General features: G+C 62.8%; 13 protein-coding genes. 9 read left to right on the forward strand and 4 right to left on the reverse strand.

Annotated elements, in window-relative coordinates:
* The first annotated feature begins 63 nt into the window (after positions 1–63).
* The 4 genes from NKJ40_RS05810 (at position 64) to NKJ40_RS05825 (ending at position 4,313) form a co-directional block, all read left to right on the forward strand.
* A complete protein-coding gene (locus NKJ40_RS05810) occupies positions 64–1,032 on the forward strand; it encodes a rhizopine catabolism ABC transporter substrate-binding protein (RefSeq protein ID WP_352453270.1) in 969 nt (322 codons plus the stop codon).
* Between the two features lie 148 nt (positions 1,033–1,180).
* Complete coding sequence (locus tag NKJ40_RS05815) at positions 1,181–2,296, forward strand: ABC transporter permease (protein WP_352465372.1); 1,116 nt, start codon at positions 1,181–1,183, stop codon at positions 2,294–2,296.
* A gap of 32 nt (positions 2,297–2,328) precedes the next feature.
* Complete coding sequence (locus tag NKJ40_RS05820; protein WP_023675815.1) at positions 2,329–3,141, forward strand: ATP-binding cassette domain-containing protein; 813 nt, start codon at positions 2,329–2,331, stop codon at positions 3,139–3,141.
* A 32-nt stretch (positions 3,142–3,173) separates the two neighbouring features.
* Entirely contained in the window at positions 3,174–4,313 is a 1,140-nt protein-coding gene (locus NKJ40_RS05825; RefSeq protein WP_352465257.1) for a Gfo/Idh/MocA family protein, read from the forward strand.
* Here NKJ40_RS05825 and NKJ40_RS05830 read toward each other — a convergent pair.
* Together NKJ40_RS05830 and NKJ40_RS05835 are read right to left on the reverse strand one after the other, a co-directional pair.
* Positions 4,300–5,073, reverse strand: coding sequence for a FadR/GntR family transcriptional regulator (locus NKJ40_RS05830; RefSeq protein WP_352465258.1), 774 nt, complete (start codon positions 5,071–5,073; stop codon positions 4,300–4,302). The genes NKJ40_RS05825 and NKJ40_RS05830 overlap by 14 nt on opposite strands.
* A gap of 30 nt (positions 5,074–5,103) precedes the next feature.
* Entirely contained in the window at positions 5,104–6,105 is a 1,002-nt protein-coding gene (locus tag NKJ40_RS05835) for a LysR family transcriptional regulator (protein WP_352465259.1), read from the reverse strand.
* Positions 6,106–6,216: 111 nt separating this feature from the next.
* Here NKJ40_RS05835 and NKJ40_RS05840 point away from each other — a divergent pair, with 111 nt between their 5' ends.
* The 3 genes from NKJ40_RS05840 to NKJ40_RS05850 all read left to right on the forward strand — a co-directional run bounded on the left by NKJ40_RS05840 (position 6,217) and on the right by NKJ40_RS05850 (position 8,320).
* Complete coding sequence (locus tag NKJ40_RS05840) at positions 6,217–6,831, forward strand: nitroreductase family protein (protein WP_352465260.1); 615 nt, start codon at positions 6,217–6,219, stop codon at positions 6,829–6,831.
* Positions 6,828–7,685, forward strand: a complete 858-nt coding sequence (locus NKJ40_RS05845) for an EamA family transporter (protein WP_352465261.1) — start codon at positions 6,828–6,830, stop codon at positions 7,683–7,685. The genes NKJ40_RS05840 and NKJ40_RS05845 overlap by 4 nt, the downstream gene beginning before the upstream one ends.
* A gap of 170 nt (positions 7,686–7,855) precedes the next feature.
* Entirely contained in the window at positions 7,856–8,320 is a 465-nt protein-coding gene (locus NKJ40_RS05850; protein ID WP_352465262.1) for a nucleoside deaminase, read from the forward strand.
* Between the two features lie 306 nt (positions 8,321–8,626).
* Here NKJ40_RS05850 and NKJ40_RS05855 read toward each other — a convergent pair whose 3' ends face one another.
* Positions 8,627–9,109, reverse strand: coding sequence for a MarR family winged helix-turn-helix transcriptional regulator (locus NKJ40_RS05855; RefSeq protein WP_352465263.1), 483 nt, complete (start codon positions 9,107–9,109; stop codon positions 8,627–8,629).
* Positions 9,110–9,219: 110 nt separating this feature from the next.
* Between NKJ40_RS05855 and NKJ40_RS05860 the strand changes: the two genes are divergently transcribed.
* On the forward strand, positions 9,220–9,624 hold the full coding sequence (locus NKJ40_RS05860) for a VOC family protein (RefSeq protein WP_352465264.1): 405 nt from the start codon (positions 9,220–9,222) through the stop codon (positions 9,622–9,624).
* Positions 9,625–9,723: 99 nt separating this feature from the next.
* Here the strand turns inward: NKJ40_RS05860 and NKJ40_RS05865 are convergent, their stop codons facing one another.
* A complete protein-coding gene (locus tag NKJ40_RS05865; protein WP_352465265.1) occupies positions 9,724–10,620 on the reverse strand; it encodes an NAD-dependent epimerase/dehydratase family protein in 897 nt (298 codons plus the stop codon).
* A gap of 146 nt (positions 10,621–10,766) precedes the next feature.
* On the opposite strand from NKJ40_RS05865, the gene NKJ40_RS05870 reads away from it, so the two are divergent.
* On the forward strand, positions 10,767–11,705 hold the full coding sequence (locus NKJ40_RS05870) for an NAD(P)-dependent oxidoreductase (protein ID WP_352465266.1): 939 nt from the start codon (positions 10,767–10,769) through the stop codon (positions 11,703–11,705).
* The last annotated feature ends 669 nt before the right edge of the window (positions 11,706–12,374 follow it).

Below are 12,374 nucleotides of genomic sequence, written 5' to 3' on the forward strand. Positions count from 1 at the left end.
ATCGTCGCGGCCGGAAAACGGCGCCAGAGGGATTGGAACTGCAACGACAAATGGGAGAATAAGATGAAAACTCTTCTGAAAGTGGCATTGGGCGCCTTCGTTTCGGCGGGCCTGATGACGGGTATCGCGCATGCCGCGGGCCTGAAGGATCCGAAGGACGTCCGCATCACCTTCGTAGTGCATGGGTCGGCGTCCGATCCCTATTGGTCGGTGGTCAAGCGCGGCGTCGATGACGCGGCCGCCCTTACCGGTGCCAAGGTCGAATATTACGCGCCGCAGGTCTTCGACGTGGTCGAGCAGGCCCGGCTTCTCGACGCCGCCATCGCCACCAAGCCGGACGGTATCGCCGTCTCCATCGCCGACGCCAATGCGCTCGGCAAATCGGTCAAATCCGGGCTTGCCGCCAATATTCCGATGGTGGTTCTGGATTCCGGCGAAAAGGAAGGCGCCGAGCTCGGCACGACGCTCTATGTCGGCACCGTTTCCGAATATGATTCCGGGAAGAAGGCCGGCGAGCGGCTGGCCAAGGAAGGCACGCTCAAGGTCGTCTGTATCAACCACGAGGTCGGCAATGTCAGCCTCGACCAGCGCTGCCAGGGCCTCAATGACGGGCTGAAGCCCTCCGGCGGCGGCACCGAGGTTCTGGCCGTGGCGCCGGATCCCGCCGACGTCCAGCGCCGCACCGAGGCCTATCTGTCGGCGCATCCGGACACACAGGCGGTCTTTGCGCTCGGCGCCACCGCCGCCAATCCGCTGATCCCGATGTTCCGCGACAAGGAACTGTTCGGCAAGCTCAAGCTCTACACATTCGACATCAGCCCGGAGGTTCTCGACTCGGTCGTGGCCGGCGAAATGGGCTTCGGCATGGACGCCCAGCAATATCTGATGGGCTATCTGCCGGTGATCTATCTGGTCGAGCAAGCGACGCACGGCTTCTGGCCGCAGAACAACGCCTATACCGGCCCGCTGTTCATAGACTCGCCGGAAAAAGCCAAGGCGATCCTGGCGCTCGCCAAAGAGGGCATCCGCTAGGCAAGCGCTCCGACGGAACGGGAGAATGCGCCAGCCGCTCTCCCGATCCGTTCGAAGATTGCGAATTGAGCGATTGGAGAGCCTAATGGCGGTCGTGGAAGACAAGGCGATACCTCCGGGCGAACTGAAGGCGACCGACCGCTTCGGCATGACGTCGAAGCGGGCTGCCGGCGCCGACGAGCGGCTGGCCAGCACCGGCAAGCTGACCCAGTGGCTGCGCCGGCCGGAAGCCGGTGCCGCCGGTGGGCTGCTTGCGACGATCATCATCTTTGCGCTGCTGCCGGGCGCGGCAAACCTCTATTCGCTGCAGGGATCGATGACATTCCTGACGCTGTCGGCGGAGCTCGGCATCGTCGCCACCGCGGCAGCACTCCTCATCATCGCCGGCGAGTTCGATCTTTCGGTCGGCTCCATGGTCGGCTTTGCCGGTGTCGTCATCGGGCTGACGGTGAAGTACTGGGGCCTGCCGCTATGGGGCGGCATAGCCTGCGCCTTCGCCGTTGCCATCCTCACCGGCTATCTCAACGGCCTGATCGTGGTGAAGACGCGCCTGCCCTCCTTCATCGTCACGCTCGCCACGCTCTATATCCTGCGCGGATTGTCGATCGGCATCACCCGCGCCGTCACCGGCCGCACCCAGATCCCCTACATACTCGAAGGCGTACCGGACCCGGCAACGGCCGGCATTTTCAACGGCCATCTGCTCACCGGCCTGTTCCGCTGGATGGGCGCGCAAGGCTGGATCGCCACCCGCAGCGACGGCATTCCCTTCGTCGCCGGCATTCCGATGTCGATCGTCTGGTGGCTCGGCCTGACGGCGCTGGCCGGCTACGTGCTCACCCAGACGAAATACGGCAACTGGATCTTCGCCACCGGCGGCGACCTGATCGCAGCCCGCAACGTCGGCGTGCCGGTCGATCGCGTCAAGATCAGCCTGTTCGTCTACACCGCCTGCGCGGCGACGCTGCTTGCCACCATCCAGGTGATGGAGGCGGGCTCCGCCGACACCACGCGCGGCCTGCTCAAGGAATTCGAGGCGATCATCGCCGCCGTCATCGGCGGCGTGCTGCTCACCGGCGGCTACGGCACCGTCTATGGCGTGCTGTTCGGCGCGCTGATCTTCGGGCTGGTGCAGATGGGCATCTTCTATACCGGCATCGACACCGACTGGTTCAAGGTCTTCCTCGGCATCGTCATCCTGATGGCCGTGCTGGTCAACAACTACATCAGGCTGAAGGCGCTCGGCCGCGGAGGTGGCAAATGACCGAGCCGGCCCAAATGACCGAACCGGCCCAAATGACCGAACCGGCAATGGAACTGCGCGGCGTCAGCGTCAATTTCGGCTCGGTGCGCGCCCTCCAGGACATCGACATCAAGGTCTATCCGGGCGAGGTCCACTGCCTGCTCGGCGATAACGGCGCCGGCAAGTCGACGCTGATCAAGGTTTTGTCCGGCGTCTATCGGCCGAGCAAGGGCGAAATCCTGGTCGACGGCAAGCCGGTCACCTTCCGCAGCCCGCGCGACGCGCAGGAGCTCGGCGTGGCAACGGTGTTCCAGGACCTCGGCATGATCTCGCTGATGTCGATCACCCGTAACTTCTTCCTCGGCCGCGAGCCGACCAAAAGCAGCCTGCCCTTCTCGCGCATCGACAAAGAGCGCGCCAACACCATCGCCAGACAGGCAATGGCCGATATCGGCATCGACGTGCGCGACCCGACGCAAGCCGTCGGCACATTGTCGGGCGGCGAGCGCCAGTCGGTGGCGATCGCCCGCGCCGTGCATTTTGGCGCGCGCGTCTTGATCCTCGACGAGCCGACCTCGGCACTCGGCGTCCACCAGGCGGCGATGGTGCTGAAGTTCATCATCGAAGCGCGCATGCGGGGCCTGGCCGTCATCTTCATCAGCCACAACATCCACCATGCCTATCCGGTCGGCGACACCTTCACGCTGCTCAACCGCGGCCGCAATCGCGGCACCTACGCCAAGTCGGAGATTTCGCGCGACGAGGTCATCTCGATCATGTCGGGCGGCGAGGATCTGAAGGCGGTCGAGGCGGAGATTGCCGGCCTGCTCGCCCAGATCGGCAACCGGCCGCCTGCGGCGCCTTGAGCTGACATCAGGACATTGCGGGGAATGATCCAATGAGCAGGATACGCGTCGGGGTCGTCGGCGCCGGCATGATCTCGCAGGTCGAGCATATCCCCAATCTGCTGCGCCTTGGTGAATTGTTCGAACTGGTCGGCGTCGCCGATCCCTCCAGGATTTCACGTCAGTTCGTCACCGACACCCATGGCATCGCCAATTTCGAAACGATCGACCAGCTCTTCGACCAGCGCCTCGACGCGGTGGTGATCGGCTCGCCGGACCCGCTGCACCACGAACAGGTGCTGGCGGCGCTGGCGCTTGGCCTGCATGTCTTTTGCGAAAAGCCGCTCTGCTATTCCTTGGCGGAAATCGCCGAGATCGTCGCCGCGCGCGATGCCGCCAGGAAAATCATGCAGGTCGGCTACATGAAGCGCTTCGATCCGAGCTACCGGCTGGCGCTCGCTTCGCTGCCCGGCACATCAAGCACACTGCGCTCGGTCTCGGTAGAAGTGAACGATCCCGACGCCTGGCCGTTCATTGCCCATCAGCCCTACAGGCGCGGCAGCGATATCCCCAAGGACATGATCGCCGCCGTCGCCGCCAAGCAGAAGCGCCAGGTCGAATACGCCATCGGTGTTCCCGTGACCAAGCTCGCTTTCCGTGGATTTACCGGCGCTTACAGCTCGGCCTTGATTCACGATGTCAATGCCGTCCATGGCCTGCTCGACGCGCTCGGCGTGCCGGATGGCGAGGTCGTCGGCGCGCAGATCTTTGCCAATGGCGACGGCGGCCAGGGCGCCGTCAAGCTGCTGGACGGACAGGCGCTGTGGACCATGACCCATCTCACCGTGCCGAAGCTCGCCGACTACAAGGAGCGGATCACGCTGTTCTTCGACGATGCCAGCCTCGAGCTCGAATTCCCCTCGCCCTGGCTCAACCATCACCCGACCCGGCTGACCATCACGACCTCGGATGGTCATGCGCTGTCGAGGCGGGACTTGCGTGCCGGTTACGCGGGCCTTCGTCGAGGAGATGCGTGGCTTCTGGGCGGCGATCGTCAATGGCGACCCCGTCGTCAACCCGCCCGAACACGCCGCCCGCGACCAAGAGCTGCTCCTCGGCCTGACATGGCAGCATCTCGCGACCGCACCCTTCGACTGAGTGCCTGTAGCCGAACGGCAGCTACCTGGACTTGATGACGCTATCGGTATTGGCCAGCAGCTTGCGCACCGCATTGCGCGCCGCGTCCGGCCGCTGCAGGCGGATGCTCTTCTCGATTGCCTCATGCAGCCTCTGCGCATGCTGCAAGTCGTCGAGTTCCCGGGTCGTGAAAGCAAACAGATGATCGAATGCCGATTCGATCAGCACGCCGAGCGGCACCAGCAGATCGTTGCCCGAGGCGCGCAGGATGGCGAGGTGAAAACGCGTGTCGGCGCGCGTGCGCTCCTGCAGGTTGGTCGCCTCGCCCATCTCGCGGCAGGCCTGGCTGATCTCGGCCATCTGCTCGTCAGTGCGCCGCATCGCGGCAAAGGCGCTGGCCTCCGGCTCGATGATGTGGCGGAATTCCTGCACCGTTCTGAGGAACACCTCGCGGTCCGGCGAGGTCGCATACCAGGCCAGCACATCGCGATCGAGCAGGTTCCAGCGCTCCTTCGGCTCGACCCAGCTGCCGATTTTGGGACGTGACGACAGCAAGCTCTTCGCCATCAGCATTTTGATGGCTTCGCGCACCGCCGAGCGGCTGACGTCGAAGGTCTCCGACCATTTGGCTTCGTTGGGCAGGATGGTTCCCGGCGGATAATCGCCGCGCACGATCCTCAGCCCGATCTCGTTGGCCAGCGACGCATGCACGCTCGATCCCGGCATGCGTGCCGCATCAGCGCGGCGGACACCGCTCGTGCGTTCGGCGAACGCCTCGGCCGCTGTCTTTCGCTTATTCGGCTTCGCGTCCTGCATGGCTCCACAAAGTCCGGATTTGGAGGCGTGTCAAGGACACGAAATCGACGGCAATATCTCAGCTTGATTTTCCGCATCCGTCGCCTCGCCGGCACCGCGCTTTGCCAAGCGCTCACGCGGGAGCGGCACAACCGGCTTCTCTTTGTCCCGACTGAATTCCTCGATCAGGAAATCAAGGAAGACGCGGATTTTCGGGGCGAGATGCTGCCGCGCCGGATAGACCGCGTAGAGCGTGGTTTCGACCTTGTCCCAGTCATCCAGAGCCGATTGCAGCCGGCCTGCTTTCAGGTCGTTCTCGACATAGGGATAGGGGATCAGGCTGAGGCCGAAGCCGGCGCGCAGCGCATCGCGCACGGCAAGGCTTGACGAGACCGAGTACCGTCCGTCGATGGCAATCCGCTCGCTGCGGCCGTCCTTGCGGAACTCCCATATGTCCGCATGCCCCGAGAGGCTGAACCGGATGCAATTGGCCGCCTTCAAATCGGCAGGCGTGACGGGCCGGCCATGCTTCGCGAAATAGGACGGAGCTGCGCAAAGCACGTGCGGCATGACCGCAAGCTTTCGGGCGACCAGGCTGGAATCCTCGAGATTGTCGCTGCCGCGAATGGCTAGGTCAAATCCCTCCCGCACGATATCGACGCGCCTGTCGTCAAGATGCAGATCGAGCTTCAAATCGGGATAGCGCGATAGAAACGCGGGAATGCCAGCCGAAAGCCGCGTCAACGTGACGGTCATCGGCGCGCTGACCCGCAACGTGCCGCTCGGCGCCGCCTTGATGGGACCCAGGACCTGGTCGGCCCTGGCCAGCGCATCGAGCCCCTGCGTGACATGCTCCAGGTAGATCCTGCCCTCTTCGGTCAAGGCCATGCGCCGCGTTGTCCGGTTGATGAGCCGCACCCCCAGATGCGCCTCCAGCTCGGCGATGTTCTTGCTGATCGCCGGAGGCGAGAGGCCGAGCCGCCGTCCGGCTTCGGCAAAGCTGTTCAGTTCCGCCACATGACGGAAAACCTGCAGCGCCGTCAGGCGATCCATGGCACCCATTCTCTTTCAGTAAACAATGTCTTTCGATTGTCGCATATTATCGCTCGTTGGTAAATTCTCTATCTGCTTCCCGAACGGCTTACTCAATTTCGGAATGACATGATGACCAACCCCACAATCTCCCTTATCGAGCGACGCATGTCGGCCAATCGGTTCGATGTCTCGCACGCGTTGACGGATGCCGAGGTCGAGGAACTGGCACGCCTCGCAACGCGCGCGCCAACCGCCTACAACCTTCAGAATTGGCGGTTCATCGCCGTGCGGACGCCGGAAGCAAAGGCACGGCTGCGTAGCGTGGCCCATGGCCAGGCCAAGGTGCAGGAAGCAGCCGTCACCTTCATCGTCTGCGGCGTACTGCCCGACCACGCTGCCCTCGATGCAAGGCTGCTTCCTTTCGTCGAAGCCGGCTTCATGCCGGCGGATATGGCTTCGGGCTGGCAGGAAGGCGCCCGCACCCAATATGCCGATCCTCGAGCGGCCCGCGACGAAGCCGTGCGCTCGGCAACGCTTGGCGCTGCAACGCTGATTTTTGCAGCCGAAGCGCTGGGGCTCGTCGCTGGTCCGATGGGAGGCTTCGATGCCGAAGGCGTGGCCCGCGAGTTTGGCCTTGGACTGAATGAAGTGCCGGTGATGCTCATCGCGGTCGGCCGCGCCGCGCCTGGAAACTGGCCGCAAAAGCCCCGCCGCCCTCTTGCCGAAGTACTGGAAATCTTATGAAAGCGCACCGTTCCGATCTGTTGCTTACAGCCATTGCACCCGCAATATGGGGCAGCACCTATATCGTCACCACGCAGTTCCTGCCCAACTTTTCCCCGATGACGGTCGCAATGCTGCGAGCCTTGCCCGCCGGATTGCTGTTGCTCGCGATCGTTCGGCAACTGCCGACGGGCATCTGGTGGCTGCGCAGTTTCGTGCTCGGAGCCCTCAACATCTCGATCTTCCTGAGCATGTTGTTTGTCGCCGCCTACCGGCTTCCGGGCGGGGTCGCGGCGACGGTGCTGTCGGTCCAGCCGTTAATAGTGATTTTCCTTGCCTCTGCCCTGCTTGCCAGCCCTGTCCGGCCGTTGTCGATCGTCGCCGCCCTTATCGGGATCGCCGGTGTTGCGTTGCTGGTGCTGACCCCGAATGCGGCGCTCGATTTAATCGGCGTTGCCGCCGGCCTCGCCGGGGCGGCCTCCATGGCCTTCGGAAGCGTGTTGAGCCGCAAGTGGCAACCGCCAGTAACGCTGCTTACCTTCACGGCATGGCAACTGACCGCCGGCGGTCTGCTTCTCGTTCCGGTGGCCCTGCTTTTCGAACCGTCCATCCCAATCCCGACCGCGGCCAACCTGCTTGGACTGGCGTGGCTCGGCCTGATCGGCGCGGCGCTGACCTATGTCCTCTGGTTCCGGGGCATTGCGCGACTGGAATCTTCCGTGGTGTCATCGCTGCTTTTCCTCAGCCCGGTGACCGCCGTGCTGCTTGGATGGGTATTCCTGGACCAGATGCTGACCTTGCCTCAGATCGCCGGCGTCGTTTTCGTCATCGGCAGCATCTGGCTGGCTCAACGGCCTAGTCGGAACGAGTCCTGATGCATGTCGCGCAAAAATGTGCAGCGGTTTTGCGATAACGACATGCATCAAAACAAGAACCTGAAGCGCGTCGCATGAGGCCGGTCGAACGCGACGCGTTTTAGGCCGCTGACTTGTGCCGGCGGATTGTTCGGCACTATGGTCAAGCGACACTGCCGGAGGATCTGCCGATGCCACAACGGCCCTATGATGAGCGCCTGCTCCGTCAGGCGTTCGACGTCGCGCGCAAGGCCCGCGATGCTGGCGAACATCCCTTTGGTTCGCTCCTCGCCGACAAGGACGGCAATGTGTTGCGCGAGCAGCCCAACGGTTACAAAGCCGGCGGGGGCGACCGCACCGCTCATGCCGAAAGGCTGCTGGCCTCCTGGGCGGGGATGAATATCAGTCTCGAAAAACTGGCTTCCTGCACCCTCTACAGTTCGGCCGAACCTTGCGCGATGTGCTCCGGGACGATTTATTGGGCGGGCATCGGACGGGTCGTCTTTGGGCAGAGCGAACACGACCTCAAGCGGATGACGGGCGCACATGTCGAGAATCCCACACTCGACCTGCCCTGCAGGATCGTCTTCGAAGCCGGGCAGCGTCCGACTGAAGTCGTCGGCCCGCTGCTTGCCGATGAAGCGGCGCAACTCTAGGCCGAATTCTGGAAGGACAAGTAGGGTCGGGACTCGTTGATTCAGAGGCAGAGGTGACTACCGACGTGGACAACGACCTAAGGTGTATTGAAATTCAGGTCAGGCCGAGCCGGAGTCGAAGACGGGCGCAAGCGACCAAAACGGTGGCTGCCGAGAACCGGAGCGGAACGTAGCTGAGTAGGTGAGCACCGGCCTACGCCGGCCATAGCCCTAACTGCCGCGACCGCTGCTCATGAATGCTTCGGCCGGCGAAGGCCGCAGGAAGCCGGCGTTTGCAGGCCGGCATCACCTGACTATCAACAGACCCTAGAGGCCGGTGAGCAATTTCTTAAGCAGAGCGTTAAGAGTTTCCTGCTCCGCCGGCGTCAGCACAGAGATTAATTGCTCTTCCAGCGCCACCATTGGACCAATCAAATCCTCTATCGCGCGCTTGCCGCCAGTCGTCAGCGCAATCTGCTTGCCGCGCCGGTCGTCGGGATCGGGGCGTCGTTCAACCAGCCCGGCGCGCTCCAGCCGGTCCAGGCGGCTCGTCATGCCGCCCGAGGAGATCATTGCCGATTCGTAGAGCTGAGTAGGTGAGAGCATATAGGGTTCACCGGCGCGCCTGAGCGGCGTGAGCACATCGAACTCACCTACGTTCAGGCCCGCTTCTTTGAGCAACGGGTTCATGTGATCGCGGATAACCCGCGCGGCGGCATCGAGCAGGCGACCTACCGTTTCAACAGGCAACAAGGGAAGATCGGGGCGCTCGCGAGCCCATTCCTTAGCTGCGGCCTCGGCGCGATCCATGGCAAAAATATTCCCTCGGCAAAATGTATCTTGCAATCAAGATACATTGCATCTACTTACATTGTAGCAAGATAATAGCGCAGCGCGCATCCCTGGAGAAGGCGAAATCGATGCCCAAAATGATTTTCGTGAACCTGCCTGTCCGTGACCTGTCGGCGTCGACGGCGTTCTACGTGGCGCTAGGCGGCACTGTGAACCCGCAGTTTTCGGGCGAGAAATCCACCTCGCTCATGTTCTCGGACACGATCGGGGTGATGCTGCTGACCCATGACCACTACCGCGAATTCACCACACGCCCAATCGGCGACGCACGGCGCGACAGCCAGGCAATGATCGCCCTCACTGTCGATAACCGCGACGCCGTCGATGCAACACTGACCAGCGCGGTCGCAGCGGGCGGTCGCGCCGATCCCAACCCGGCGCAGGATCTTGGCTTCATGTATAACCGCCACATCGAAGACCCAGATGGCTACGTTTGGGAAATCGTGTGGATGAACCAGACGGCGAACGCCTGAACGCGGTGTGGGCGCATCGGTCGTAGCGGGTCATGAGCCTAGCCTCATGACGAGCAATTCCGGGCTGGCCCAGTGCCGGTTCCGCCTCAGCCGCCCCCGTCAGCTCGTCTTGATATATTTCCGCCAGCTGTGTTCCGGCCGGAAGCCGAGCATGTCCCGTGCCTTGCGGTTGGAGAGCAGCGTCTCGTATTCGCCAAGTTCGCCCTTGACCGGCACATCAGGATAAAACCGCTTCAGCAGTTCGGCCGTCGGCAGGTCCGACGAGGTGTCGTCATTGGCGGCGTTGAATACCTGATAGCCGAGCCCATCCTTCTCGATGGCGCGCAGCGTGATCTGGCCGAGGTCGCGCGCGTCGATATAGCTCCAGGCAATGCGCTTGCGGAAACCCGGATCGGCGAACCATTTCGGAAACAGCGAATATTCATGCGGCTCGATGACGTTGCCGATGCGCAAGGCATAGATGTCGAAGCCGCTGCGCAGCGCAAAGGCCCGGGCCGTCTTCTCGTTGACGACCTTGGACAGCGCGTAGCTGTCCATCGGATCGACGTCGTACTCCTCGTCGAGCGGAAAATGCGTCGGGTCGCGCGGTTCGTTGGCGAAGACCAGCCCGTAGGTCGTCTCGCTGGAGGCGATCACCACCTTGCGGATGCCGAGCTTCACGGCGGCCTCGACGACGTTGTAGGTGCCGAGCGCGTTGATGCGGAACACCTCATTGTCGGGGGTGATCATGATGCGCGGGATCGCCGCGAAATGCACCACGGCATCGACCGGTTGCGAACGGAGCGACGGGTCGAATTCATGCAGGCCCATATAGCTCGACAGCGCATTGAACACCTGCCCGCTATCGGTGATGTCGGTGATCAGCGTGCGCACCTTGGGATTGTCGAGCGGCTTGGTGTCGATGTTGAGCACCTGGCAGCCCTGCTCGACCAGATACTGCACGACGTGGCGCCCGGCCTTGCCGCTGCCGCCGGTGAACATGATCCGCTTCGTCATTTTGCTCTCCCTGGAATTCATGTGTATTGTCAGACAATATCGAACTCTGCAATCGCCTGCCACGGCATGCGGCAAAAACCCGCTTCAACAATTCGCCGGCAAGGTGCAGCGCCGTCATCCATCATTGCAAAATAGGACGAAACGACATGAACACTACCGCCGCGAGCGAAAAGATCGGTTTCATCGGGCTCGGCCTGATGGGGCACGGGATCGCGAAGAACATCGTCGACAAGGGCTATCCGCTGACGTTTCTCGGCCGCAAGAACCGCGCTCCGGCGGAAGACCTGCTCGGCCGCGGCGCCAGGGAAGCGGCGACCTCGCGCGACATCGCGGCGGCATCCGATATCGTCTTCATCTGCGTCACCGGCTCGCGCGAGGTCGAAGCCATCATCCGCGGCGCAGGCGGCCTCAAGGAAGGCCTGAAGCAGGGATCGGTTGTCGTCGACTGCTCGACCTCGGATCCTGTGTCGACGGTGGCACTGGCGGCCGAGCTCAAGGCGCTCGGCGTCGATTATGTCGATGCCCCGCTCAGCCGCACGCCGAAGGAGGCCTGGGAAGGCACGCTCGACGCCATGGTCGGCGCGCCCGATGCGGTCTTTGCCCGGCTGAAGCCGGTGCTCGACACCTGGGCCGGGCGCATCGTCCATATCGGCGACACCGGCGACGGCCATCGCATGAAGCTGCTCAACAATTTCATCTCGCTCGGCTACGCCGCAATCTATTCCGAGGCGCTGGCGTTGGCGCAGAAGGTCGGCATCTCGCCGCCGCGCTTCGACAGCGTGATCCGCAACGGCCGCATGGATTGCGGCTTCTACCAGACCTTCATGCGCTGGACGCTGGAAGGCGACCGCGACGCGCACAAATTCACCATCGCCAACGCCTTCAAGGATCTCACCTATCTCGAATCGATGGCGGGTGCTGCCGGCATCGCCAACCCGCTCGGCAACGCCACCAAGAACGCCTTCGCCGGCGCCTTCGCGGCTGGCCCCGCCGACCAGTACGTGCCGATGCTGGCCACGCATATCGGCAAGGTCAACGGCGTCGACCTCATGCCGACCAGGGATGGCAAGAAGCAGACGATCTGAGAACGTTGGGATTAACGTCTGTCGCAAAACACCAACATTCGACTGCCGCAGGCTAGTTCGTTTGCACAGAGGATTTGGTTCTTCGATTGAGCCCGAAAGGAACTGTAGACGTTCGCTGCCGACCAGCTACAGCCGCCAATCTCCAACGCTGGCGATTAGCCGAATTGCCACCACGCCTTCGTCATCCCAGGGCGGAGCAGGAGCGAAGCGACGTCGCGCAGACCCTGGGATCCATGCCGTGACATCCGCCGAAGAATGCAGCGGCTCGGAGCGGCGCTTGCATCCGCCATTGCGCTCGTTGCCCTTCCACCATGACCGCGAGCCAGAAGCTGCTGAAGCGCTGGCTCCGCCAACGGGAGACCGAATTGATCGAGACGACCAGTCCCAGAGTGCTTCGAGCTTCCCAGGGTCTGCGCCGCGTCGCTTCGCTCCTTGCTCCGCCCAGGGATGACGAAGGCAGGGTTTCGGCTAATCTCCTAAATTTGCGATTTGCCACTGGCAGGAATGATCGACCTTCGTTGCCGGTTGACCCGACTTACGCGCTATTGGCCGAGAAACGATCGAATTAGCGCCTAGACCGGCCGATAACGTCATCTGTATTCGCGAGAAGTCTGTGCACCGCAGCACGCACAACTTCCGATCGGAAGACGCCAGAAATAAAAAACCCGC

This window comes from Mesorhizobium sp. M0119 (assembly GCF_040322615.1).
Taxonomy (GTDB): domain Bacteria; phylum Pseudomonadota; class Alphaproteobacteria; order Rhizobiales; family Rhizobiaceae; genus Mesorhizobium.